This is a genomic window from Pseudomonas sp. P42, assembly GCF_017973755.1.
Lineage (GTDB): Bacteria > Pseudomonadota > Gammaproteobacteria > Pseudomonadales > Pseudomonadaceae > Aquipseudomonas > Aquipseudomonas iridis.
Map to the genome: position 1 here is coordinate 143,306 of NZ_JACOPU010000005.1, position 23,250 is coordinate 166,555.

At 58.3% G+C, this 23,250-nt stretch carries 23 protein-coding genes and 1 tRNA gene; 13 read left to right on the forward strand and 11 right to left on the reverse strand.

Going from position 1 to position 23,250, the window contains the following annotated elements; translation table 11 throughout:
* The first annotated feature begins 216 nt into the window (after positions 1 to 216).
* From H8B20_RS17460 to H8B20_RS17475, 4 genes are all read left to right on the forward strand, one after another.
* A complete protein-coding gene (locus tag H8B20_RS17460; RefSeq protein ID WP_210624020.1) occupies positions 217 to 3,129 on the forward strand; it encodes an aminotransferase in 2,913 nt (970 codons plus the stop codon).
* 304 nt (positions 3,130 to 3,433) lie between these two features.
* A complete protein-coding gene (aguB, locus tag H8B20_RS17465) occupies positions 3,434 to 4,312 on the forward strand; it encodes an N-carbamoylputrescine amidase (protein ID WP_210624021.1) in 879 nt (292 codons plus the stop codon).
* Positions 4,313 to 4,317: 5 nt separating this feature from the next.
* Positions 4,318 to 5,424 carry an agmatine deiminase gene (gene aguA / locus H8B20_RS17470; protein WP_042557164.1) on the forward strand — a complete coding sequence of 369 codons (1,107 nt, stop codon included), beginning with the start codon at positions 4,318 to 4,320 and terminating at the stop codon, positions 5,422 to 5,424.
* Positions 5,425 to 5,669: 245 nt separating this feature from the next.
* On the forward strand, positions 5,670 to 5,882 hold the full coding sequence (locus tag H8B20_RS17475) for a hypothetical protein (protein WP_042557165.1): 213 nt from the start codon (positions 5,670 to 5,672) through the stop codon (positions 5,880 to 5,882).
* Positions 5,883 to 6,053: 171 nt separating this feature from the next.
* Here the strand turns inward: H8B20_RS17475 and H8B20_RS17480 are convergent, their stop codons facing one another.
* On the reverse strand, positions 6,054 to 8,147 hold the full coding sequence (locus H8B20_RS17480; protein WP_210624022.1) for a TonB-dependent receptor: 2,094 nt from the start codon (positions 8,145 to 8,147) through the stop codon (positions 6,054 to 6,056).
* A 256-nt stretch (positions 8,148 to 8,403) separates the two neighbouring features.
* Between H8B20_RS17480 and H8B20_RS17485 the strand changes: the two genes are divergently transcribed.
* The 6 genes from H8B20_RS17485 to H8B20_RS17510 all read left to right on the forward strand — a co-directional run bounded on the left by H8B20_RS17485 (position 8,404) and on the right by H8B20_RS17510 (position 13,101).
* Positions 8,404 to 9,072 carry a DsbA family protein gene (locus H8B20_RS17485; RefSeq protein ID WP_210624023.1) on the forward strand — a complete coding sequence of 223 codons (669 nt, stop codon included), beginning with the start codon at positions 8,404 to 8,406 and terminating at the stop codon, positions 9,070 to 9,072.
* Positions 9,073 to 9,369: 297 nt separating this feature from the next.
* On the forward strand, positions 9,370 to 10,656 hold the full coding sequence (locus H8B20_RS17490; protein ID WP_210624024.1) for an OprD family porin: 1,287 nt from the start codon (positions 9,370 to 9,372) through the stop codon (positions 10,654 to 10,656).
* Positions 10,657 to 10,888: 232 nt separating this feature from the next.
* A complete protein-coding gene (locus tag H8B20_RS17495) occupies positions 10,889 to 11,635 on the forward strand; it encodes a 2OG-Fe dioxygenase family protein (protein WP_042557169.1) in 747 nt (248 codons plus the stop codon).
* Between the two features lie 79 nt (positions 11,636 to 11,714).
* Entirely contained in the window at positions 11,715 to 12,092 is a 378-nt protein-coding gene (locus H8B20_RS17500; protein ID WP_150594162.1) for a GNAT family N-acetyltransferase, read from the forward strand.
* A complete protein-coding gene (locus tag H8B20_RS17505) occupies positions 12,089 to 12,805 on the forward strand; it encodes an AzlC family ABC transporter permease (protein ID WP_042557171.1) in 717 nt (238 codons plus the stop codon). Before H8B20_RS17500 ends, H8B20_RS17505 begins: the two co-directional genes overlap by 4 nt.
* Positions 12,784 to 13,101, forward strand: coding sequence for an AzlD domain-containing protein (locus tag H8B20_RS17510; protein WP_047299318.1), 318 nt, complete (start codon positions 12,784 to 12,786; stop codon positions 13,099 to 13,101). The genes H8B20_RS17505 and H8B20_RS17510 overlap by 22 nt, the downstream gene beginning before the upstream one ends.
* Here the strand turns inward: H8B20_RS17510 and H8B20_RS17515 are convergent.
* Positions 13,018 to 13,944: a LysR family transcriptional regulator gene (locus H8B20_RS17515; protein ID WP_210624025.1), complete on the reverse strand. Its 927-nt coding sequence runs from the start codon at positions 13,942 to 13,944 to the stop codon at positions 13,018 to 13,020. The genes H8B20_RS17510 and H8B20_RS17515 overlap by 84 nt on opposite strands.
* 332 nt (positions 13,945 to 14,276) lie before the next feature.
* Between H8B20_RS17515 and H8B20_RS17520 the strand changes: the two genes are divergently transcribed.
* Both H8B20_RS17520 and H8B20_RS17525 read left to right on the forward strand, forming a co-directional pair.
* Positions 14,277 to 14,687 carry an MbcA/ParS/Xre antitoxin family protein gene (locus tag H8B20_RS17520; protein WP_210624026.1) on the forward strand — a complete coding sequence of 137 codons (411 nt, stop codon included), beginning with the start codon at positions 14,277 to 14,279 and terminating at the stop codon, positions 14,685 to 14,687.
* On the forward strand, positions 14,684 to 15,364 hold the full coding sequence (locus H8B20_RS17525) for an RES family NAD+ phosphorylase (protein WP_150593867.1): 681 nt from the start codon (positions 14,684 to 14,686) through the stop codon (positions 15,362 to 15,364). Before H8B20_RS17520 ends, H8B20_RS17525 begins: the two co-directional genes overlap by 4 nt.
* Positions 15,365 to 15,413: 49 nt before the next feature.
* On the opposite strand, the gene H8B20_RS28140 is transcribed toward H8B20_RS17525, so the two are convergent.
* From H8B20_RS28140 to H8B20_RS17560, 7 genes are all read right to left on the reverse strand, one after another.
* Positions 15,414 to 15,539 carry a DUF3077 domain-containing protein gene (locus tag H8B20_RS28140; protein WP_342345711.1) on the reverse strand — a complete coding sequence of 42 codons (126 nt, stop codon included), beginning with the start codon at positions 15,537 to 15,539 and terminating at the stop codon, positions 15,414 to 15,416.
* 97 nt (positions 15,540 to 15,636) lie between these two features.
* Positions 15,637 to 15,712, reverse strand: a tRNA-Thr gene (locus tag H8B20_RS17535).
* A 418-nt stretch (positions 15,713 to 16,130) separates the two neighbouring features.
* Positions 16,131 to 17,366 carry a methyltransferase gene (locus H8B20_RS17540; RefSeq protein ID WP_210624027.1) on the reverse strand — a complete coding sequence of 412 codons (1,236 nt, stop codon included), beginning with the start codon at positions 17,364 to 17,366 and terminating at the stop codon, positions 16,131 to 16,133.
* Positions 17,347 to 18,036 carry an ABC transporter permease gene (locus H8B20_RS17545; RefSeq protein WP_047299330.1) on the reverse strand — a complete coding sequence of 230 codons (690 nt, stop codon included), beginning with the start codon at positions 18,034 to 18,036 and terminating at the stop codon, positions 17,347 to 17,349. The genes H8B20_RS17540 and H8B20_RS17545 overlap by 20 nt, the downstream gene beginning before the upstream one ends.
* A complete protein-coding gene (locus H8B20_RS17550) occupies positions 18,033 to 18,728 on the reverse strand; it encodes an ABC transporter permease (RefSeq protein ID WP_210624028.1) in 696 nt (231 codons plus the stop codon). The genes H8B20_RS17545 and H8B20_RS17550 overlap by 4 nt, the downstream gene beginning before the upstream one ends.
* A 78-nt stretch (positions 18,729 to 18,806) precedes the next feature.
* Positions 18,807 to 19,556 (reverse strand): ABC transporter substrate-binding protein, encoded by a 750-nt coding sequence (locus tag H8B20_RS17555; RefSeq protein ID WP_210624029.1) that lies wholly within the window; start codon positions 19,554 to 19,556, stop codon positions 18,807 to 18,809.
* A 13-nt stretch (positions 19,557 to 19,569) separates the two neighbouring features.
* Positions 19,570 to 20,343 (reverse strand): ABC transporter ATP-binding protein, encoded by a 774-nt coding sequence (locus H8B20_RS17560; protein WP_042557182.1) that lies wholly within the window; start codon positions 20,341 to 20,343, stop codon positions 19,570 to 19,572.
* A gap of 553 nt (positions 20,344 to 20,896) precedes the next feature.
* Here H8B20_RS17560 and gabP point away from each other — a divergent pair.
* Positions 20,897 to 22,288, forward strand: coding sequence for a GABA permease (gene gabP, locus H8B20_RS17565; RefSeq protein WP_042557183.1), 1,392 nt, complete (start codon positions 20,897 to 20,899; stop codon positions 22,286 to 22,288).
* A gap of 70 nt (positions 22,289 to 22,358) precedes the next feature.
* On the opposite strand, the gene H8B20_RS17570 is transcribed toward gabP, so the two are convergent.
* Both H8B20_RS17570 and H8B20_RS17575 read right to left on the reverse strand, forming a co-directional pair.
* Positions 22,359 to 22,811 carry a hypothetical protein gene (locus H8B20_RS17570; RefSeq protein ID WP_042557186.1) on the reverse strand — a complete coding sequence of 151 codons (453 nt, stop codon included), beginning with the start codon at positions 22,809 to 22,811 and terminating at the stop codon, positions 22,359 to 22,361.
* 6 nt (positions 22,812 to 22,817) lie between these two features.
* Entirely contained in the window at positions 22,818 to 23,231 is a 414-nt protein-coding gene (locus tag H8B20_RS17575) for a hypothetical protein (RefSeq protein ID WP_042557187.1), read from the reverse strand.
* Positions 23,232 to 23,250 lie beyond the last annotated feature (19 nt).

Here is a 23,250-nt window from a genome sequence, read left to right on the forward strand (position 1 = left end):
CGGCGCAGAGACATTTTACTGAGGTTTATCCTGAGGGGGTACAGGTTGAAGAGGCATGCAGCGAAACGCAATCTGAAAACACTGTAGGAAAATTCAATAATGGCGCTCTCGGTAATGCGCTGTCCTCTTTGTCGGATCGGGAATCGGTATAAGGGGTTGCGTCTTGCCAGAAGCAATGGCGATATAAGCGCCTAATAAAATTTCAGGGGTCGTTTCATGTCGCTCGACACGTTGATTCATCGCGCCAGTCTGCCCAGCCCGCAAGTCAGCGAGGCGCAGGCCCTGCAATGGCTGGCCGAGCATTACGGGCTCAGCGGCACGTTGCAGGCCCTTGGCAGCCAGCAGGATCTCAACTACCGCGTTGACAGTGCTCGCGGTCGGTTTGTGCTGAAAATCTGTCGGGGCGACTACGCCCTTTTAGAGCTGCAGGCCCAACACGCCGGCCTCAAGTATCTGGCCGAGCATTCTGATGTGCGTGTGCCGCGGGTGATTGCGGCCAATAGCGGTGAGGATTTGCTGTCGCTTGAGGTCGACGGTGAGGCCGTCCATGTGCGGCTACTGGATTACATCGAAGGCCAGCCGCTGACGCACCTCGATCACCTGGGCCACGCAGTGGTCGCCGGATTTGGTCGGCTTTGCGGTGAGATGGACCTGGCCTTGGCCGGGTTCGATCATGCAGGTCTGGAGCGTACGTTGCAGTGGGATGCGCGCCACGCCAGCGCATTGATCGCCCACTTGCTACCGGTGATCAAGGACGAGCAGCAACGCATGTTGATCGCCGACGTCGCCAGGCAGGCCGAGCGCCGTTTGCAGCCGTTGCTGGAAAAACTGCCGGTGCAGGCGATCCACATGGACATCACCGATGACAACGTGGTCTGGCAGCGTGACGCGCAGCGCCACTGGCAACTGCAGGGTGTCATCGACTTCGGCGATCTGGTGCGCACCTGGCGTATCACCGATCTGTCAGTGACCTGCGCGGCGTTGCTGCACCATGCCGGTGGCGATCCGTTTGTGATTCTGCCGGCGGTTCAGGCCTATCACGCGGTCAATCCGCTGCAACATGAAGAGCTGCAAGCGTTATGGCCGCTGATCGTCGCCCGTGCAGCGGTGCTGGTGCTCAGCGGCGAACAACAAGTCAGTATCGATCCGGATAACACCTACAGCCGCGACAACCTCAGTCACGAGTGGGAGATTTTCCGCGTCGCCACATCAGTGCCGTTGGCGTTGATGGAGGCGGCGATTCTCAGTGCGGTGGGTCAGACATTGCCGGCAATCAACAGCGAAGGTTTCGCGCCGTTGTTGCCAGAGCTGGTCGGGCGCGAATTTGCGCTGATCGATCTCGGTGTACTCAGCCCGCATTTCGAGGCCGGCAACTGGGAGCAGGAGGGCATTGACCGACGCCTGCTGAACGAAGCCGCCGCCGCTCATGGTCTGGCGGCGAGTCGTTATGGTCAGTATCGTTTGTCACGCACCCGTCCGGACAGTGCTGATGAACCGGATACCTTCCCGCTGCACGTCGAGTTGCGCGTGCCGAATGGCACTGCGGTGGAAGCGCCGTTTGCCGGCGTGTTGCATCAAAAGGCAGACGGGGCATTGCAACTGGACGGCCCGCAGCTCAGCGTTCGTCTGTGGGGGGTGGCGCCAACGCTGCACAGTGGCGCGGCGCTGGTCAAAGGTCAGGTGCTGGGTGCGGTCAGCGGACCGTTGAGCGTGCAACTGATTCGCGGCGCGGATCTGGATGCGCCGCTGTTCTGTACGCCGTCCCATGCACCCGCGTGGCAGTCGTTGTGCCCGTCACCGGCTGCTTTGCTGGGACTGGCCTGCGATGCCGAACCGGAGCTGGATTGGCAAACGTTGCTCGAACGCCGCGATGCCAGTTTCGCCCGCACGCAAAAACATTATTACGTCGATCCTCCACGCATCGAACGCGGCTGGCGCAATCACCTGATCGACATGCAGGGCCGTTCGTACCTCGACATGCTCAACAACGTGGCTGTGCTCGGTCACGGCCATCCGCGCATGGCGGCGGTCGCGGCCCGTCAGTGGTCGCTGCTCAATACCAACTCGCGGTTCAACTATGCAGCGGTGGCCGAGTTTTCCGAACGCTTGCTGAAGCTGGCGCCGGAAGGAATGGATCGGGTGTTTCTGGTCAACAGCGGCAGCGAAGCCAATGACCTGGCGATTCGTCTGGCGTGGGCCTACAGCGGCGGTCGCGACATGATCAGCGTGCTTGAGGCTTATCACGGCTGGACAATCGGCGCCGATGCGGTGTCGACCTCGATCGCCGACAACCCGAAAGCCCTCGAAAGCCGTCCGGAGTGGGTGCATCCGGTGCCGGCACCGAACACGTATCGTGGCGAATTCCGCGGCCTCGATTCGGCGCCGGACTACGTGCGCAGCGTCGAACATCATCTGGAAAAAATCGCCGAACAGAAACGCCAATTGGCCGGGTTCATCTGCGAGCCGGTGTACGGCAATGCCGGGGGTATATCGCTGCCGCCGGGTTACTTGAAGCAGGTGTATGCGCTGGTCCGCTCGCAGGGCGGTGTGTGTATTGCCGACGAAGTGCAGGTTGGATACGGGCGCATGGGCCATTTCTTCTGGGGTTTCGAGGAGCAGGGCGTGGTGCCGGACATCATCACCATGGCCAAAGGCATGGGCAACGGTCAGCCACTGGGCGCGGTAATCACGCGCCGGGAAATCGCCGAGGCCCTGGAAGCCGAGGGTTACTTCTTCTCGTCGGCCGGCGGCAGTCCGGTGAGCTGCCAGATCGGCATGGCCGTGCTGGATGTGATGGAAGAAGAAAAGCTCTGGGAGAACGCCCAGGTAGTCGGTGGCCATTTCAAGGCACGGCTCGAAGCGTTGATCGATAAACATCCGCTGGTCGGTGCGGTGCATGGGTCCGGTTTCTATCTGGGCGTGGAACTGATCCGTCATCGCGAGACGCTGGAGCCGGCGACTGAAGAGACCACGTTGCTGTGTGATCGCCTGCGCGAGCTGGGGATTTTCATGCAGCCGACCGGCGATGACCTGAACATTCTCAAGATCAAACCGCCGATGGTGACCTCGCGTCAGAGTGTGGATTTCTTCGTCGACATGCTCGATCAGGTGCTTACCGAAGGTTTGTAAACCCTGCAAATCCGCTGTGGGAGGGAGCCTGCTCGCGAACGCGGTGTGTCAGTCGACCTTTTCAGTGACTGACACATCGCGTTCGCGAGCAGGCTCGCTCCCACATTTTTTTGGGTTTTAAGTTCGATTTGTATCGGTATTAATCTGGTTAATTCAGACGAAATAAAATTTTATAGCTTTTATAGCCGATATTTATCGGCTATAAAGTCGCCATTGCTCCGGCATGGCGATGGCTGTCCGGTGCGTGCGTTTTTTCTCTTCGGTCGGATCCTCGACCTTCCAAGCAATTGCCCGGAGATGATTCATGAGCCGTACCGTTACCGTCGCCGCCACTCAGATGGCCTGTTCCTGGGACCTGGAAGCCAACCTCGAAACTGCCGAAAGACTGGTGCGTGAAGCCGCAGCCAAAGGTGCGCAGGTCATCCTGATCCAGGAATTGTTCGAAGCGCCGTACTTCTGCCAGAAGCCCAACCCGGACTATCTGCAACTGGCCACGACGGTTGAAGAAAACGTCGCCATCAAGCATTTCCAGAAAATCGCCAAAGAACTGCAAGTGGTGTTGCCGATCAGCTTCTACGAGCTGGCCGGACGTGCGCGGTTCAACAGCATCGCGATCATCGATGCCGATGGCAGCAATCTCGGGATTTATCGTAAAAGCCACATTCCGGACGGCCCGGGTTACCACGAGAAGTACTACTTCAACCCGGGCGATACCGGCTTCAAGGTGTGGAACACCCGTTACGCGAAAATCGGCGTGGGCATCTGCTGGGATCAGTGGTTCCCGGAAGCTGCACGCAGCATGGCCCTGCAAGGCGCGGAAATCCTGTTCTATCCAACCGCGATCGGCAGCGAGCCGCACGACAACAGCATTTCGTCGCGCGATCACTGGCAGCGCGTGCAGCAGGGGCATGCCGGCGCAAACTTGATGCCCTTGATCGCCAGCAACCGTATCGGCAACGAAGAACAGGACGGCTACGACATCACCTTTTACGGCTCATCGTTCATCGCCAACCAGTTTGGCGAAAAAGTGCAGGAGCTGAATAAAACCGAAGAAGGTATTCTTGTGCACACTTTCAACCTCGACGAGCTGGAACATATTCGCAGCGCGTGGGGTTCATTCCGCGACCGCCGGCCGAATCTGTACGGCGCGTTGAAAACCCTCGACGGTTCCCTGGAGTCCTGATCCCGATGACCACATTGAAAAGTACCCCACGCGCCGACGGCTTCCACATGCCGGCCGAGTGGGCGCCACAAACCCAGACCTGGATGATCTGGCCCGAGCGCCCGGACAACTGGCGTCTGGGCGGCAAACCGGCGCAGGCTGCACACGCGGCGGTGGCCAAAGCCATCGCCCGTTTCGAGCCGGTGACCGTTGCCGTGTCCGCTGGCCAGTACGAAAACGCCCGCGCGCGCCTCGACGTGCCGAATATCCGCGTGGTCGAGATGTCCAGCGATGACGCCTGGGTACGCGACAGCGGCCCGACATTCGTCATCAATAACAACGGCGAAGTGCGCGGTGTGAACTGGGACTTCAACGCCTGGGGCGGCTTCGACGGTGGTCTGTACGCGCCGTGGAATCGCGATTCGCAGGTTGGCGGCAAGATCCTCGAGATCGAGCGCAGCCCGCGCTATCGCACTGAAGGTTTTGTGCTTGAAGGCGGCTCGATTCACGTCGATGGCGAAGGCACGTTGATCACCACCGAAGAGTGCCTGCTCAATCGCAATCGCAACCCGCATCTGGGACGCGAAGAGATCGAAGCGGTGCTGAGCGACAATCTGGCTGTGGATAAAATCATCTGGCTGCCGGACGGTTTGTTCAACGACGAAACCGACGGCCATGTGGATAACTTCTGCTGCTACGTGCGTCCGGGTGAAGTGTTGCTGGCGTGGACCGATGATCCACAAGACCCGAACTACCCGCGCTGCCAGGCGGCAATGAACGTGCTGCAAAACAGCACCGATGCCAAGGGTCGCCCGTTCACGGTGCACAAGATGCCGATTCCGGGGCCGCTGTATGCGACCGAAGAAGAGTGCGCTGGCGTCGATCCGGTGGATGGCTCGCAGGAGCGTAATCCGAGCGTGCGCCTGGCCGGTTCCTACGTGAACTTCCTGATCGTCAACGGCGGCATCATCGCTCCGAGCTTCGACGATCCAATGGATGCCCCGGCCCGGGAAATTCTGCAGAACCTGTTTCCGCAGCACGAAGTGGTGATGGTGCCGGGCCGCGAACTGTTACTGGGTGGCGGCAATATTCACTGCCTTACCCAACAGCAACCAGCGCCGCACAAAGAGTGAGTTGAGTCGTAACAGCTTGAGCTGATTAACAAATCAGCCGAGCAATGATTAGTTCGCTATGTGCGCATAGAGGCCCGCAGCCCGACAGGACTGCGGGCCTCTTTGTATCCGCTTGTCGACAAATCGCAAACCTTGGCACAGCTCTTGTATTTGTCCTGGTGCACTAGGGAGGGAGGGGAACTTCAACAGTTCTGTCATAAACCTTGGATAACGTAGCCGCTCACGAACGGGGAGAGAGCGCTGAAATGAACGCCGAAGTGAACGTAGTCAGCGAGCGGACGTTGCATCCCATGGCCGTAAACGGCGAATCGCTCCAGATGGTCGCGCACTTTTTGAGGTCCAATGGAACGCGTCAGATCAGGGTGCCTGATCCGCGCCGGATGATGATTGAGCGCTATCCCGCTGACCTTTTCAGCGAGGACGAACTGGAAGCGTTGTGGGCTGTGATGGAAGGATAAGAAAAACAACAGGGATTGGTGAAAGCGCTGCCGGGATGGCGGCGCTTTTTTTTGCACGGTTATTTTGTACATACCCATTCCATGTGGGAGCGAGCCTGCTCGCGAAGGCGTCAGACCAGCCAGTATCTTCGCTGGCTGATCCACCGCTTCCGCGAGCAGGGTTCAAGGTGATTAGAAGGAATAGGTCCCCGTCATCACCACGCTACGCGGCGCCCCCGGCATGATCTGCGCGGCGCTGGTCGCCGAAGCGTAATACTCGCGATCGGTGATGTTGTTCAGCGCCGTACGCAAATCCCAGTCCTTGAAGCGATAACCGACCAGCGCATCCCAACGGCCATAGCCCGGCAGCTCGGTGGTGTTGGCGTTATCGGCATAACGCTGGCCGACCAGGGTCAGGCCGGTTTCGCCGTACCAGCCCATCTCCGGTTTCCAGGTCAGGAACAGACTGCCGTTGTGCTTGGCGACGTTGTTGATGCGTTTGCCTTCCAGGCCGTTATTGTCCTTCTCGATCTTCGCATCCTGCATACCGACGCCACCGCGCACGTACCAGTTGCCGACGATGTTGCCGGTAGCGGTCAGTTCGATCCCGCGCGAGCGTTGCAGACCGGACATCACCGTCAGGGTCGGATCATTGGGATCGGTGGTGCGACGGTTGTAGAGCTCCAGGTCATAGATCGCCAGCGTTGTGCTGAGGCGATCATCAAGCCAGTCGCTCTTCACGCCGATCTCTTTCTGCTTGGTCAGCTCGGGGCTCAGGTCATTGGTATTGCCGGCCGCCCCCGGCGTGATGCCGATCAGGCCGCCGCCCACTGGCGAGAAGGTCTTCGACCACGACGCGTAGAAGGAGTGATTCTGCAGCGGCGTCCAGACCAGGCCCACGCGCGGGCTGGTGCTGTGGCTGTCGCGATCTTCGGTCATGTTGCGCAGCTTGTTGGTCGACTCGATATCAAACGTGTCGTAGCGCAATCCGCCGAGCAATTGCCATTGATCGTTCAGACGCAGTTGATCCTGCACGAAGACCGCACGGCTTTCGACTTCGGTGTGGCTGCTGCTGGAGACCTGCATGGCGCCGGTGTGACGCAGATCGCGGTTCGGGTTGAACAGGTCGAGCGATGGCACCGGTTGCGCGCCTGGCGTTCTGCCGGTGGCGGCGTTGTACAACGTCGGATCGCGGCGCTGGCTGCCGATTTCGATACCGGTCAGCAAACGATGCTCAAGGCCAAACGTATCGAAACCACCCTCCAGTTCGACGGTGTTGTAGACGTTGCGGGTGGTCAGATCCTGCTGCCAGTGCTGGCGCGTGACCTTGTTGGTCGCGGGCGTGTAACCGGTGAGGTAGGTGTTGTCGAAATCGCTGTCGAGCTTGAATACGCCGAGGGTCTGGCGCAGTTGCCAGTTGTCGTTGATTTCGTAAGTGAGTCTGGAGCGCAACGATTGCGACTTGTCGTCGATGAAGTCGTGATCGTTGCCGTAGGTCGTGTCGCGACCGACATCGGCCGGCCGGCCATTCGCGCCCGGAATACCGCGATCGGGTGTGCGGTTGTAGCGGCTGTATTCGTACTGCACCAGCCAGTTCAGGTCGGGCGTCAGTTGCCAGCTCATCGACGGTGCGAACAGTTGGCGGTTACCGCTGACGCCATCGCGAAAGCTGTTTTCATCCATGTTGCCCATGTTCAAACGCAGGCTGATGTTCTCACTCGGGTCGGTGCTGAGGTCGGCGTACAGGCTGCGCAGATCTTCGCTGCCGCCCTGGGCTTCGATGGTCGAGCGGCGGCCGGCCTCAGGCGCCTTGCTCACGCGGTTGACGATCCCGCCCTGACTGCCGCGGCCGTACAACACGGCCGCCGGGCCTTTGAGCACTTCGACGCGTTCGATATTGTGCAAGTCGCGCTTGTATTGGCTGTCGTCGCGAATGCCGTCCAGGTAGAAGTCGTTGCTGGCGTCGAAGCCGCGGATACGCAAACTGTCGAAGCGGGTGTCGGCGCTGCTGCTGACGTTGGGCATGCCACTCAGGGCATCGCCGATGTTGTTGGTGCCGTAATTGGCGACGTTCGACGTTTTGATCGAATCAATGGCCTGGGGCACATAACGCACCGGGGTCGAGGTACGGGTCGCGGTGTTGCTGATCTTTACCCGCGGATCATCGGCTTGCGTTTCAGCGCTGATGGCGGTGGCGGGTAATTCGGTCGCGGAGTAAGCAAAACCGCTGGACAGAAAAGCAGAAAGCCCAAGGGTGACGGGCGTGAGACGGAACGGGGCAGGCATTGAAAAGCGCATCCGGAAGGTTGGGAAGAATCAAACGCGTGAATGGTAATGCTTTGCATTTGCTTCCGTTAATTATTCCTGAAAAGTTCCCTTGCGTGATTGTTTCAATTTGTGTCGGTCTCGATATAACCTGACCGTTCGGACAATTCGCCCGATTCACGAAACAGTCTGAAAGCCATTCCGGCGTTTTTCCGCATTGGCTTGAGTACTAGTCTGCCGGCATGAACCTTTCCCACATTTATGCCGGAGTTTTCTGATGATCCTTCACTACATTTACGACCCATTGTGCGGTTGGTGCTATGGCGCCAAACCGCTGGTCGAAGCGGCGCAACTCGTGCTGCCGGTGAGCTCTCATGCGGGCGGGATGATGAGCGGCGCCAACCGCCAAAGCGTTTCACCGCAGTTGCGCAATTACGTCATGCCCCACGATCGGCGCATTGCCGAATACACCGGGCAGCCTTTTGGCGAAGCGTATTTCGACGGCTTGCTGCGCGATCACACGGCCGTCTTTGACTCGACACCACCGATCGCTGCCGTTTTGGCGGCAGAGGCAATCGACGGCCGTGGTCTGGAGGTGCTCGGGCGCTTGCAGGCTGCGCACTACTTGGAAGGGCGGCGGATTGCCGATGAATCTGTCCTTCTGGAGCTCGCAAGCGACTTGGGCTACGCCGAGGAAATCTTTCAGCCCGCGTTTAAATCCGTTGATACAGAGCAACATATAAAAGCCAGTCGCGCACTGCTGGCTCAGTTGGGCGGGCAGGGATTCCCGACGCTCGCGTTGGAACATGACGGCCACTACACGCTTATCGATATCAGCCCTTGGCTGGGCAAGCCGCAGGCCTTTGCCGATTGGTTAAGTCAGGCGATTCGCAGCGATGATGCCGGCGAGTCTTCCGCGTTTTGTGGTCTTGACGGTTGTGCTTGATACGCGCGGGATTCACTGGCTTAACGCATTTCCGTGCAAGGAGTGAGCGGGAAATTTACGTTTCTTAGACGATTTTCGCCTATTTAAAGACGATTCTTGAAATTGACACAATGTTAAGGGCGCGGCTACGATTCGGCCCAACGCCTGTGGCCAACCGCCATGACTCAAAAATAATAAGAAGGCCCGCCACGACTTTGTCGTGGGCGGGCCTTTTTGTTTCGGGGTGAAAAAAGAGCGCAATAGCGCCGTTTCAGCCGTTCGACACAGCGCGTTTCAACCCGAAATAAGGAAAATAAAATGTTGAACAAGCGAATCAGCCTGATCGCTCTGGGGATGTTGAGCGCTACACAGGCCATGGCTAACGACCAGGCCGAGTCCAAGGGGTTTCAAGAAGACAGCAGCCTCAAAGTACTGCTGCGCAATGCCTACATCAATCGTGATTACAAAGACGGTAACGACGACAAAGCCGAATGGGGCCAAGCGGCCATCGGTACGTTCTCGTCCGGTTTCACTCAAGGCACCATTGGTGTCGGCGTGGACGCTTTCGGTCTGTACGCGCTGCGTCTGGATGGCGGCAAAGGCCGTAGCGGCGCCGGTGGTATCGACTTCTTCAAGCAAGAAAATGACGGTCGCGCGAACCATGACATAGCGAAGGGCGGTGCAGCGGTCAAGTTTCGCTTCTCCAACACCGTACTGACCTACGGCGACCAGATGCCGGCCCTGCCGGTGCTGAACTACGACAACTCCCGCCTGCTGCCGGAAAGCTACACCGGTACCTTGATCACTTCCAGAGAGATCAAAGGCCTGGAACTGAACGCCGGTCGTTTCACCGCCGAATCGCGCAAGAGCGATGAAGGCCGTGACAGCGGTGGTCTGAAGTCGATCAACGTTTTAGGCGGTAGCTACCAGTTCACAGAGCACTTCAAGGGTGCGCTGTACGCTTCCGACGTTGAAGACGTATTGAAGAAACAATACGTGAACGCCAACTACGTGTTGCCGTTCAACAAGGATCAGTCGCTGACCCTGGACTTCAACGGCTATCGCACCAAACTGGACAACTCCTATGTCCGCGAAAACGGTGTAACTGGCGACGACAACAAGATCTGGAGCCTGGCAGCGACTTTCGCCACTGGCCCGCACTCGTTCACCGTGGCGCACCAGCGCTCCACCGGCGACAGCAACCTGGGCTACGCCTACGGCGGCTATCAGAAAGATCAGAATCGTGTCGGCGACGGTGGCAACACCATCTACCTGGCCAACTCCTACTGGTCCGACTTCAACGCTGAAGACGAGCGCAGCTGGCAGCTGGGTTACGGTCTGGACTTCGGCGCATTCGGCGTACCGGGTCTGAGCTACAACTTCGCTTACGTGCGTGGCGACAACATCACCACGTCCACCAGCGAAGGCGGCACCGAGCGCGAAATCTTCAACCAGTTCAAGTACGTCGTGCAAAGTGGCCCGGCCAAAGACCTGAGCGTGAAACTGCGCAGCTCGATCCTGCGTGTTTCGCAGAAATCCAGCGAGTACAACGTCAGCGGCAACGAGCTGCGTGTATTCGTGGACTACCCGATCAACATCTTCTGATGACCGATCAGGTGTAAAAAGTTTGAAAAAAACCCCGACTGTTTCGGGGTTTTTTTTCGACGGTTTTTTAGTAAAAACCGGAAAAAACCCGTGTTTTTGTCATGTAAAAGTTGTTTTTCAGTCGCTTCAAACCCCGTTTCAAACAACGCTTTAAATGCCTGAAATTCTTTCTCATGGACGCAAATTCTGCACCTAATAGATTAGGCCGCTCAATGCAGCGGAGAATTTGGTAATGATCGTTTTGAACAGAGAAGTGGGCGAATCGCTACGGCGCGACAAATACGTCAACGTCCAGGGTGGTGACTTCAATCTCTACGGTCATTTCGCCGACTTCGTCAGACTGACCAAAAGTTGGGAAAACATGGAACCTGACAGTTACTACGGTCAGGCCGAAGCCGGCATGCGTTTCCGTCGTTACAGCGATTTTGAGTACAACCCCAAGACTCGCGAACTGAAGCAGCTCGAACATCGCGCGTACGTGCAGTCCAAGGAAAATAACGCCTATGTCGGCGGTCTGGTCCGGCACTTCCAGGACTTTTCCGATGAGGTGATTTCGTCGCCGGTGATGCGCAGCCTGATCGACACCGACTTTGAGGTGTACAAAAGCGTGTTGCCGGAAGAGCTGCACGATGAAATCTGGCAGTGCCAGATCCATCAAATTCGCATCGAGATCAAACCCGGCAAACAGCTGGAAATCACCCCCGAAGGGATTCATTGCGACGGTTATCCGTTCAGCGGCGTGCACTTCTGGGGCCGCAACAATGTCGAGGGTGCAGAGAGTCGTTTGTACGACATCCACGAGCATCAACTGGCGTCGACCACTTACCAGGAAATTCTTGATACCACCTACTTCCTCGACCGCGACATGCGCCACTACGTGACCCCGGCGCGCAACTCGCACACCCATGCCATGGCGTACCGGCAGATTCTGGCGATTTCCTTCTCGCGGCCCGGGACCGCTTTCGACATTGTTCGCTAATCAGATCACCCCAATCGACGGCGTCGAGTGCTCGACGCCGGTGCTGCTGCGGCGCGCCACGGCCAAGGATGCGCAGCGCATGGAGCGCTTCTTCCGCCAGTTCGACGAAGTGTCCTTCTGCGAATGGCAGGACGCCAAGTGCCTGCGCGGCGTATTAATCCAGAAAACCACCACGGCTTTTCTGGCCTTCGACGTGGCCGGCGAGATCGTAGGAGCGGTGCTGGGCGGGATGCTCGGCAGTCGCGGCACGATCAATCATCTGGCGGTCAGTCCGCTCTATCGCAGCCAGGGCGTCGGTCAACGCTTGGTTGAAGCGGCGTCGTCCGACATGAAACGTGTCGGCGTGTTGCGGATGTTTCTGTTCGTCGACGATGCTAACCTCGCGGGCAAGCGTTTTTGGGCTGCCCAGGGTTTTTGCGAGCCTCACGGCGAACGGACATTTGAGAGGGATCTATGAATGAAACGTCCGGCAGTGCGCCGCTGATGGTCAACCATCAGCCGTCGCGTACATTTGCCGAAGCCAGCCCGGTGGTCGCCGGGTATTTCACGGTGGCGTTCGTATTCGGCTTGATGGCTGTCAATGCGGGCCTGCCAATTTGGCTGCCCGTGGCGATGTGCTTGTTCGTGTATGCCGGCGCTTCGCAATTTGCTGCGTTGGCGCTGATCTCCAGCGGTGCTTCGCTGACCACCATTGTGCTGACCACATTCCTGATCAATGCGCGGCACATGTTGATGTCGGTGTACATGGCAAAAGCCCTGCGTGCGTTAGGGCTCAGTCGCATGGAGCGATGGTGCTACGCCGGTGGCCTGACCGACGAATCCTTTGCTTTCCACAGCGTAAAACTCGGCACCGGCGCGCCGGTCAACGTGCGTTATCTGATTGGCTTCAACCTGTTCTGCCACACCTCGTGGGTGCTCGGTGGCCTGCTCGGCGCGGTCTGTGCCCAGTACGCGGCGCACTTGATCAAATATCAGCTCGACTACGCACTGACGGCGATGATGCTCTACGTGCTGGTTTCGCTGTGCAACACCCGCAACAAACTCATCGCCGCCGCGGCGGCTGTGGTTTGCATGGGCGCACTGAGCCTGGTCGGCAGCTCGCCGTTTAATGTGTTTATCGCCACGTTTGTGGGCTGCGGAGTGGGTGTATGCCTGACCAAACGTTCCTGATTCTGGTGGTCGCGCTGATGATGGCCGTGACCTTCCTGCCACGGGCATTGCCCTTGCAGATCAACACCGATCACTGGCCGCCGTTTATCGCGCGCGCGCTGGAATACCTGCCAGTGGCGATCGTGGCTGCGATCAGCCTGACTCCCTTGTTGATCAAGGATCAGCACATACAGCTCGACCGCCCGGAGTTCTATGCTGCGATTCCGACGTTGTTATGTGCGTATTTCAGCAAAAACCTCTTTCTCAGTGTGGCGGTTGGGACGGCTGCGTACATTGCGCTCGGCTCGTTCATGTAACGGCAGATCGACCACGTCGCTCAACGCCTGGTTCGACAGGTCCGGGTTGTTGATCGCCAGCCGCACCTCAAGGAAATCCTCGAAACCGGGGAAGATCGTCAGGCCGTTCTTCTGCGCGGCCTCGCGCGAGACCATGCCAACTGCATCCATCTGCGTGATCAGCGATAGCGTAAGGGTCTCGCTGCAGGAATAGACCATGCGTTGACTGTTCTCATGATTGCCCAGCCCAGCGTCGAGAAAACGCAGGAAGCTGTGGGAATACGGACAATCCTCCGCAGGACGCACCTGAAACTTGTTGCCCAGCAACGTCAGTGGATCGTTCTCCTGCCCACAATGCGCGCCGACCACCTGCACCTGCACATCCGGCAGGACAATGCTTGGCAAACCCGGACGCTGCGGGCCGATCAGCACCGCGAGGTCAAAGTCTTCATTTTTCAGCTTGCTGAGGTTTTCCATCGACTCGGCGTAGCTGAATTCCATCTGATAATCGGGAAACACCTCAATCAGGCGTCCGATCATTCGCCGATTGAAGTCAGGCGACAACGTGTTGTTCAACGCAACCTTCAACGTGCGTTGCCCCGGCACTTTGAGCGCCTCGACTTTTTCTTCCATCTGTCGCGTGGCAATCAGCACTCTGTCCATATAAGGCGTCAGCTCGGTGCCTTGCGGCGTCAGCGTCAGCCCTTTGTTGGAGCGACGAAACAAGCGGAAACCGAACTGTTCTTCGACCTTGTTCAACTGCGCGGCCAATGCCTGCACGGTCAGGCACGAATGCTCGGCTGCGGCCGACAACGAGCCGGTCTGCACGATGCGCATGAGGTTGCGTAAGGTTCTGCTATCCATGGGTAATGCCCTCTGAAGTGGGCTGGGTATTGTTGTTTACGAGACGACCGGTCCGGCGTCATATGCCGGCTATATTCCTGCACCTGAGCATAGTTGTCGCGGGTTTAGTAGCGAATTGATGTCCCCGCCGATGGCTGGAGGCTGACACAGGATCGGGGTTTTTGATGACTCGGGGGTGATTGGGGTCAAAAAATACTCACTGGAAATAAAAATTCGCGGCGTTTTTAACATTCTTGATAGAGGAGTGAAAAAATACGTGTACGGATTAAATGAGAGCAAAAATCCGTATCTGTACTAGTCTTGAAGTCATGTCAGCTATCAATGGAGGGGTCATGCCCACCTCAACCCCAGCCCTCAACCCGCGCGAACAACTCGACGCCCCCGAAGCAGGCCGCGTCGCGCTGAAGTTTTTCTTCAACCTCATGGAGCGCTGGGGCTGCAACGCCGAGCAGCAACGCACATTGCTCGGCGGTGTCGGCAACACCACGTTCTACAAGTACAAACACCTGCCGCCAAACGTTCGCCTACCCCACGACACCCTTGAGCGCATCTCCTACCTGATGGGCATTCACAAGGCGTTGAGCATCATCTTCAGCAACAGCCGCGAGCGCGCTTATACGTGGGTCAGCAGCCCGAACACTGCCGCGCCGTTTAATGGGAAAACCGCTCTGGACTATATGTTGGCCGGACGCGTGGTCGATATCGCCGATGTACGACGCTATCTCGACGGAGTGCGCGGTTGAGCGCGCCAGCGCTGGCTGATCCGCATTGGCCGCGTGCCTACCGGATCGTTAACAGCAGCTTCCCGCCAATTGCGCTGTTCGAAGACGTGCTCGACCCCGAAGACCTGGAAATTGCCTACGCCCTCGAAGCGCTAACCAATGATCGTCTGATCGCTCAGGCGGGAGTCCTTGATCGGGTGCGCCCGGAAGACCGGCTCTCAGGCCCCGGATCGACCCCGGTGATGGCTGCGTTCACGCACATCGGCAAAAGCAGCCGCTTTACCGACGGCACCTTCGGCGTTTACTACGCCGCCAGCAGCCAGGCCGCGGCTATCGCCGAAACCTGTTATCACCAGGAACGCTTTCTCGCAGCCACCAACGAAGCAGACCTCGAATTGACCATGCGCACCTACGTCAACCGAGTCGTCAAACCGCTGCACGACATTCGCCACGACTATCCGAACCTGCACAATCCTGATCCCGATGCCTACGGTCCTTCTCAGGCATTTGCCCGGCAGCTACGTGAGGCCCAATCCTGGGGTTTGCTTTACAACAGCGTTCGTTTGGCCGGGCACGAATGCGTCGCCGCGTTCCGGCCGCCGGCAGTTTCGATTCCCAAGCAGGGCAAACATCTGAGATATGTTTGGAGTGCGAGCCAGCGCAGGATTTCGTTTGTGTTTGAGATCAGTCAGGTCTGAAACGCAAAAAGCCCTCGTATCAACGAGGGCTTCACGAGGTTGATTTACATCAACGGCTTACCTGGCGGTGCGTCCATACTTTCAACACATCATCGATTAGCGCCTTGCTCAATTCTTGCGAATATTGCGAGGCATAAGCGTGAGGGTTTGGATCGCGAGAGACTGAAGAGTCCACAGGTGAGGATCTATTTTTACTGAAGACGGTGCGCCAAAAATATAAACACGCCAGAAACAACAAAGCCCCTGCATTTCTGCAGGGGCTTCGTTTTGTATGGTGCCGGCACCAGGAGTCGAACCCGGGACCTACTGATTACAAGTCAGTTGCTCTACCAACTGAGCTATACCGGCGTGTGGGCGACGATTATAGCGATTGGGTTAAATCTGTAAACCCCTGAATTCAGACTATTTTTACGCCGGTGCAGGATCTAGCTCAACGAAGGCGAAATCTCTGGGGTTTCACCCTTGAAAACAGGCACTTTCAAGGTTTGTATTGCTCGCCTGAGGCGGCGACTTTTTCTGTCAGATCTGCCTCGTATTAGGTGATTTATGCCGTTTTGAATGGAAGCTTATGCACAACTGATCGGCGTGCCCGCGCTCAAGTAAGAGTATTTGTGGACGCGTTCTCATTTTGTTCGCAAATACCTGTTTTACTGGTTTTTTATTCATGTGAACAAAAAATGACCAGTAGTGTTAAAGCTTCGAAACAGCCGTGTATATTGGATCCACAAGAATTTCATCAACAGAGTTATCCACAGGCTGGAGTGTTTTAAGCACGCTCGGCGAGCAGGAGGAAATTGCGCGGTGTGAGTGGCGCATCGCAGAAGGTGCCAAGGCGCACGACGTATCCCTGTTCGGCGAGGAAAAGTGCTCGATCCAGATTTAGCCAAAGTTCGAGTGGTCGCCGGAATAATCCGCGAAGTAATTCCAGGTTGCGAACTTCGGCTAACCGCTGCCAACCGGCCGCCTCCAGCGCTGGCCAATCCTGCGAGCCGATTGTGGATAACTCTTTGAGCGCTGCCAGATCGCGGCAGTAATTCGCTAAGGTTTTTTCCAGCCAGGCGCTGGGTAGCGAAGGGGTTGGCAGGTACTGGTCGATGCCGCTCAGTTGCCGTTGCAGCAAGTCAAAGGCAAGGCGTCTTGCCATGGAGGTGTCGCGTTGGCGTCGTACTCTGGCTCCGGCGGTGACGGTTTCGCTCATCGGCAGCGCCAGATCTTCTAGCGAGAGCCGTAGGAGCGATCCCGAGGCGGCCAGGGATAACGCCTGATATTCCGTGCGATTGATCCGGTTGTAGCAGCACGGGGCGATTGCCATTTGTCGGCAACCGGCGGCGCTGGCCAATTGCATCAGGCGCACATGCAGATCGCCGCAGGCGTGGAGGGCAACCGGCGTGTGACGTGCGTTCAATACGGCTGAAGCATCTGCCGCCAGAACATCCTGTTCAACATGCCGCGCGTTTAATTGATGGCGCTGGCTCAGCGCCTGACCACTGGCAACCAGCGCCGGATCGTACTCAACGCACGTCAGTTGTTGCCCGGTGCTCAGCAGACGCCGCCCCAAGTGTCCCTTCCCGGAGCACCAGTCCAGCCAATGCGTCGGTTGCGATGCGAAGGATAGTCGACTGCCGAACGCCTCGATCTGCTGCCATTTACGCCCCGGTACATCCACATTCAAGCGCTGGCTTGCAGCTTCCAGCGCATGCCCGGGCAACTCTCCGACCGCACTCAGTTCAGCCGACAACGCCGCCAATGAAGCGAACGGCTCCGGCGCATCGGCAAGATTGGCAGGGTTGTTGTGCGCATTTTCCGCATCTTGCAGCGACCGCCCTCGTAGCCATGAGGCCAGCTCCGGGTAGGACGCTTCCCAGGGAAGCTGCAGATGAGTGAACGGTCGAGGTTTCCACAACGCCTGATGCGCTGTCAGAAAAGTATCCAGTGCCGTGAAGCGGGCGAGTAAGTCCTCGCCCGTCAGCACGTGGGAAGTTTCAGCGCCCTTGGCAGGCATCGACGCGCAGCCAGCGCTCCAGCAGCTTGAAGCCGCGCACCAGCACGTAAGCCATCACCAGATAGAACACGCCAGCGGCGAAGAAGATTTCCACCGGCAGATAGGTGCGGGCAATGATCGTGCGGGCCATGCCGGTCAGTTCCAGCAGGGTGACGGTGCTGGCCAGGGCGCTGGCCTTGAGCATCAATATCACTTCGTTGCTGTAGGCCGGCAGGCCGATGCGCGCTGCACGCGGCAGGATGATGTAGAACATCGCTTTGGGCTTGGACATGCCCAGTGCACGCGCCGCTTCGATCTCGCCCGGTGGGATCGCCTGAATCGCGCCGCGCAGAATCTCGGCGATGTACGCCGCAGTGTGCAGGGTCATGGTTACCGTTGCGCACCAGAACGGATCGCGCAGGTACGGCCACATCGGGCTGTTACGCACAGCGTCGAACTGCGCCAGGCCGTAATAGACGAGGAACAACTGAACCAGCAACGGTGTGCCGCGGAAAAAGAAGATGTAGGCGTAGGGCAAAGCACGCACGTACCAGAGCTTCGAAGAGCGGGCGATGCCCAGCGGGATCGCCAGCAACAGGCCGGCAATCACGGCGATTGCCACCAGTTCCAGGGTCAGGGTCGCGCCCTGCGCCAGTTTCGGCAGCCACTTGATGATGACTTCCCAGTTCATTGAGCGCTCCTCGCAAAGCCGCGGGCGGCGCGTTTTTCCAGGAAGTACATGCCGGTCATCGCCACCACCGTCAGGCCGAGATACATCAGCGCAGCAACCATATAGAACGTGAACGGCTGTTTAGACATGGTCACGCCGATCTGTGCATGACGCATGATTTCTTCCAGGCCGATCACCGACACCAGCGCGGTGTCTTTCATCAGGATCATGAACAGGTTGCCCAGGCCCGGGAGGGCGATGCGCCACATCTGCGGCATGATCAGCTTGGTGAAGATCCGCCATTTCGACAGGCCCAGGGCCACGCCGGCCTCACGGTGACCTTTGGGAATGGCGAGGATTGCGCCACGAAACACTTCCGTGGCGTAGGCGCCGAAGCACAAACCGAGCGCGATGACGCCGGCGGCGAAGGCGCTAAGTGCGAGATCGGGATTGCCGAAAAACTCGCCGAGCGCGCGCATCAGGTTGACCGTACCGAAGTAGATCAACAGTACCCAGAGCAATTCCGGGACGCCGCGCACCAGGGTTGAATAAAAGCCGCCAAGCCATTGCAGCGGCTTGTACGGGGAAGTCTTGGCCAAGGCGCCGAGCAGACCGAGCACCAAACCCAGGCACAGGGCCGAGAGAGCCAGTTTGACGGTCATCAGCGCGCCAGCGGCGAGCGCCGGGCCGAATCCGTAAAGGTCGATAATCATGGATTTCTTTTCAAATCGCGGCAGGCAAGGTCGGGAGCCGGCGCCGTTGAATCACGACGTCAGCTCCGCAGGTCAGGATCAGTAGATGCTGAACGGGAAGTACTTGTCGTTGATCTTCTTGTAGGTACCGTCAGCGACGATTTCCTTCAGTGCAGCGTTCAGCTTCTCGCGCAGTGGATCGCCCTTGCGCACAGCAATGCCGATCTTGTCGCTTTCCACGACCGGGTCGCCTTTGAACTCGTAGTTCTTGCCGGCGTCGCTTTTCAGCCAGTCATAGTTGGCGTACTTGTCGGCGAGGATGGCGTCGACGCGACCGGAGGTCAGGTCAAGGTAGGCGTTTTCCTGGGTGTCATAGAGGCTGACCTTGATGTCATCAGCGTAGGTATCTTCCAGCCAGGTGCCGGCCAGCGTGGCACGCTGCGTACCGATGGTCTTGCCTTTGAGCGAGTCCTTGTCGGTTTTGAAGTCGACGTTTTTCGGTGCGATGAACTGCAGCTTGTTCGAGTAGTACGGGTCGGTGAAGTCCACCGCGCCTTTGCGCTCTTCGGTGATCGACAAAGACGAGATCAGGAAGTCGAATTTCTTCGCGTTCAGCGACGGGATGATGCCGTCCCAATCGGAAGTGACTACGGAGCACTCGACTTTCATCTTGGCGCACAGGGCGTCGCCGATGTCTTTGTCGAAGCCGACCACGTTGCCACTGGCGTCTTTATTGTTGAACGGCGGGTAAGCCGCTTCGATGCCCATCTTCAGGGTTTCGGCCATGGCACCGGCGCTGAACGCCAGCGAGACGGCCGCAGCCAGGAAGACCTTTTTATAGTTCTGCATGCATGTTGCTCCGTTAGCGGTTGCTGGACATGAATTGTTTGCAGCGCGCCGAAAGCGGGTTTTCGAACACCTGCTGTGGCGATCCTTGCTCTTCTATCAAGCCTTGGTGAAGGAACACCACTTCGCTGGAGACCTGACGGGCGAAGCCCATTTCGTGGGTCACGAGCAGCATGGTGCGGCCTTCTTCGGCCAATGCGCGGATGACACTAAGTACTTCCTGAACCATTTCCGGGTCAAGGGCGGAGGTGGGCTCGTCGAACAGGATCACCTTCGGTTGCATCGCCAGCGTGCGCGCGATGGCCGCGCGTTGTTGCTGACCACCGGACAGTTGCGCCGGGTAGGCGTGGCGCTTGTCGGCGATGCCGACCTTGGCCAGCAGTGCTTCGGCGACTTCGATGGCTTCGGCCTTGCTCTGGCCGAGCACGCGGCGCGGGGCTTCGATGATGTTGTCGAGCACGCTCATGTGCGGCCACAGATTAAAGTTTTGAAACACAAAACCAATCTCGGAGCGCAGGCGGTTGATCTGTTTGCCGTCGGCGGCAACCAGTTCGCCATTCTTGGCAGCCTTGAGCTTGAGTTCTTCACCGGCCACCAGGATCTGGCCCTGGTGCGGGTTTTCCAACAGATTGATGCAACGCAGGAACGTGGACTTGCCGGAACCGGAGGAACCCAGGATCGAGATCACATCGCCGTCGCGGGCGGTCAGCGAGATGCCTTTGAGCACCTCAAGCTGTCCGTAGCGTTTGTGCAAGTTGCGGATTTCAAGCGCGGGCGTGGCCTCAGCCATGTGCGTTCCTCATATATGTTGCGCTCCTGCTGTTGGATGGCCTTCCTGGCGAGGCGGCCAAGCTAGCATAGCGTTTCAATGGCAGCCAACAGCGCTACGAGCGGTAAACGGGTGGCATGTGGCGGGTTGTCGCATCAGCACAGCAGACTGTCGCCCCATCAACAACCGAACGGGTGTTTGAACGTGCAATCGCGTGGGTGTCGCGTAAAAAAAGGCGCGATGTTGCCAGCTTTGGCGGGGTGTTGGAAGCGCTATCCGGCCGAACGTTCCCGATTCGCCCTTTTATTGTGCATCCCACAATTTTTCAGTGTGTTTCTGGTGCGCGGATTCGTCTTCAAAGTGAGTCGCAGGGTAACGCTCTGGCAGATTGCCATTAAATCCAAGGACTTGCGATGACTGTCCGGTCGCGCGCAAAGCCCCGGCCCGAAAGAGTTTGAAATATTTTGGCGCAATTATTGCGTGCAGAATAAGGAACGCCCCGTTGGTTTCTTTTTACGAGAAGGAAATTCCGGACGGGCCGGACGCAATCGCTTTCCTTGCAAAGGTAGTTTCGATGAGCAGTACCCCAAGCTCCAATGGCCTCGAACAGGGGCTCAAACCGCGTCATGTGACCATGTTGTCGATCGCCGGTGTTATCGGCGCCGGTCTGTTCGTTGGCTCCGGCCATGCCATCGCCGCCGCAGGTCCTGCAGTGCTGCTGGCCTATGCAGCCGCCGGTACCCTGGTGGTGCTGGTGATGCGGATGCTCGGCGAAATGGCGGTTGCTTCGCCCGACACCGGCTCTTTCTCGACGTATGCCGACCGCGCCATCGGGCACTGGGCCGGCTTCACCATCGGCTGGTTGTACTGGTGGTTCTGGGTGTTGGTGATTCCGCTGGAAGCCAACGCCGCCGCGACCATCCTGCACGCGTGGTTCCCCGATGTAGGCATCTGGGCGTTTGCGCTGGTCATCACCCTGCTGCTGACCGTGACCAACCTTTTCAGCGTGAAGAACTACGGCGAGTTTGAATTCTGGTTTGCGCTGGTTAAGGTGCTGGCGATCATCGGGTTCATCGGGCTCGGTCTTGCGGCAATTTTCGGCTACCTGCCGAACAGCCAGGTCAGCGGCGTTTCGCACTTGTTCGACAGCGGCGGCTTCCTGCCAAACGGTATGGGTGCGGTGTTGGGCGCGATTCTGACCACCATGTTCTCGTTCATGGGGACCGAGATCGTGACCATCGCGGCCGCGGAATCGAAGGACCCGGGCAAGCAGATTTCCAAGGCCACCAACTCGGTGATCTGGCGGATCGGCCTGTTCTACCTCGTGTCGATCTTCATCGTCGTGGCGCTTGTGCCATGGAACGATCCTATGCTGGCCAACCTCGGCTCCTACCAGACTGTGCTGGAGCGCATGGGCATCCCGAACGCGAAAATGATCGTCGACATCGTGGTTCTGGTCGCTGTAACCAGCTGCCTGAACTCGGCGCTCTATACCTCATCGCGCATGCTGTTCTCCCTCGGCAAGCGCGGTGACGCACCGGCCATGTCGACTCGCACCAACAAAAGCGGTACGCCTTACTGGGCGGTGATGTTGTCCACTGGCGCCGCGTTCCTCTGCACATTCGCCAACTACGTGGCCCCGGCAGCCGTGTTCGAATTCCTGCTGGCCAGCTCCGGTGCGATCGCACTGCTGGTGTACCTGGTGATCGCGTTCTCGCAACTGCGGATGCGCAAACAGCGCATGGCCCGTGGCGAGAAAATCGACTTCAGCATGTGGCTGTTCCCGGGCCTGACCTACGCGGTGATCATCTTCATCGTCGCGGCCCTGACCATCATGTTGTTCCAGGAAGCGCACCGCGTGGAAATCCTTGCCACCGGCCTGCTGAGCCTGATGGTAGTGGCGACCGGTCTGCTGGTGTCTCGCCGTCGCAAGCAGGAAAAACGTGGTGCGGTGGTGTTGAACTGATCCGTAGCGCGTAATACAAAACGGCCGCTGTCAGTGATGACTAGCGGCCGTTTTTGTTTGTGAGCGCGGATTACTCGCTCTTTTCTTCCTGCGATTCCACTGACTTGGCATACGTATCCAGCGCAATCCCGAAGTCGGTGATGAACTGCGGCTCGCTCAGCCAGGCCTGGGCGGCTTCGATCGTCATGCCGTCGGCCCACATGCGGTAGTCGATCAACATGTCGGCGGCCAGGTGGGTGGCGGCCATGCCTTCGTTGTCGGCGTTTTCCATGTCCAGCAGATCAGGGTGATCGATGATGATGAACGCCAGTTCGCGCAGCAGTGTCAGCAGCATGTCGTTGCGGCTGACGGCTTCGGCGTCGCGCATTTTGCTGAACATTGCCAGAGTGTATTCAGGGATCGGCTCGGCGAGGTGGCCGAGGTCTTCGTCCTGATCCAGCGGCTTGCGGCCAACCATACGGATTTGCTTGGCTTTGGCCTTGGCGCGTTTGGCGCGTTTTTGTTGCTTGTTCAGGGATGCCATGGGAACTCAGTTCTTCTGTTGGGTTTGTGCAGCGATAGCGTCGGACGCCGCCACATAGTCGGCCTGGAACGCGGGGGATTCGATCCACGCCAGCGCGCCGGCCTCGTCGGTTTCCTGCGACCACTGGCGATACTCGATCAGCGCTGCGAGGATGAAATCCATGGAGCCTTCTTCGCCCTCCTGCTCGTAGACCAGTTCCAGCAGCGGGTCTTCGAGGAATGCGGTGCACATCGCTTGCTGACTGATCTTCTCGGCGTCGATCATTTTCTTGAACAGCTCGGTCAGGTCCACCGATTCGAAGTCGATGCGGTCATCGTTCGGGTCCAGCTCGACCGGCGCCTCGGCGCGTTTGGTGCGGTTCTGCTTGGCCTTGGTTTTGGCCCGGGCGGCGCGTTTTTGCTGCTTGTTGGCGGAGGCCATGGTGTGTTCCGTCGTGCGT

Bases quoted from the DNA above. Each gene is read 5' to 3' on its own strand.
- H8B20_RS17545 (WP_047299330.1), bottom strand. From the start codon at position 18,036: ATGAACTGGGAAGTCATCATCAAGTGGCTGCCGAAACTGGCGCAGGGC.
- H8B20_RS17495 (WP_042557169.1), top strand. From the start codon at position 10,889: ATGATCGTTTTGAACAGAGAAGTGGGCGAATCGCTACGGCGCGACAAA.
- H8B20_RS17510 (WP_047299318.1), top strand. From the start codon at position 12,784: ATGCCTGACCAAACGTTCCTGATTCTGGTGGTCGCGCTGATGATGGCC.
- H8B20_RS17575 (WP_042557187.1), bottom strand. From the start codon at position 23,231: ATGGCCTCCGCCAACAAGCAGCAAAAACGCGCCGCCCGGGCCAAAACC.
- H8B20_RS17490 (WP_210624024.1), top strand. From the start codon at position 9,370: ATGTTGAACAAGCGAATCAGCCTGATCGCTCTGGGGATGTTGAGCGCT.
- H8B20_RS17515 (WP_210624025.1), bottom strand. From the start codon at position 13,944: ATGGATAGCAGAACCTTACGCAACCTCATGCGCATCGTGCAGACCGGC.
- H8B20_RS17500 (WP_150594162.1), top strand. From the start codon at position 11,715: ATGGAGCGCTTCTTCCGCCAGTTCGACGAAGTGTCCTTCTGCGAATGG.
- H8B20_RS17460 (WP_210624020.1), top strand. From the start codon at position 217: ATGTCGCTCGACACGTTGATTCATCGCGCCAGTCTGCCCAGCCCGCAA.
- aguA (WP_042557164.1), top strand. From the start codon at position 4,318: ATGACCACATTGAAAAGTACCCCACGCGCCGACGGCTTCCACATGCCG.
- H8B20_RS17475 (WP_042557165.1), top strand. From the start codon at position 5,670: ATGAACGCCGAAGTGAACGTAGTCAGCGAGCGGACGTTGCATCCCATG.
- gabP (WP_042557183.1), top strand. From the start codon at position 20,897: ATGAGCAGTACCCCAAGCTCCAATGGCCTCGAACAGGGGCTCAAACCG.
- H8B20_RS17480 (WP_210624022.1), bottom strand. From the start codon at position 8,147: ATGCCTGCCCCGTTCCGTCTCACGCCCGTCACCCTTGGGCTTTCTGCT.
- H8B20_RS17560 (WP_042557182.1), bottom strand. From the start codon at position 20,343: ATGGCTGAGGCCACGCCCGCGCTTGAAATCCGCAACTTGCACAAACGC.
- H8B20_RS17485 (WP_210624023.1), top strand. From the start codon at position 8,404: ATGATCCTTCACTACATTTACGACCCATTGTGCGGTTGGTGCTATGGC.
- H8B20_RS17555 (WP_210624029.1), bottom strand. From the start codon at position 19,556: ATGCAGAACTATAAAAAGGTCTTCCTGGCTGCGGCCGTCTCGCTGGCG.
- H8B20_RS17540 (WP_210624027.1), bottom strand. From the start codon at position 17,366: ATGCCTGCCAAGGGCGCTGAAACTTCCCACGTGCTGACGGGCGAGGAC.
- H8B20_RS17520 (WP_210624026.1), top strand. From the start codon at position 14,277: ATGCCCACCTCAACCCCAGCCCTCAACCCGCGCGAACAACTCGACGCC.
- H8B20_RS17550 (WP_210624028.1), bottom strand. From the start codon at position 18,728: ATGATTATCGACCTTTACGGATTCGGCCCGGCGCTCGCCGCTGGCGCG.
- H8B20_RS17570 (WP_042557186.1), bottom strand. From the start codon at position 22,811: ATGGCATCCCTGAACAAGCAACAAAAACGCGCCAAACGCGCCAAGGCC.
- aguB (WP_210624021.1), top strand. From the start codon at position 3,434: ATGAGCCGTACCGTTACCGTCGCCGCCACTCAGATGGCCTGTTCCTGG.
- H8B20_RS17505 (WP_042557171.1), top strand. From the start codon at position 12,089: ATGAATGAAACGTCCGGCAGTGCGCCGCTGATGGTCAACCATCAGCCG.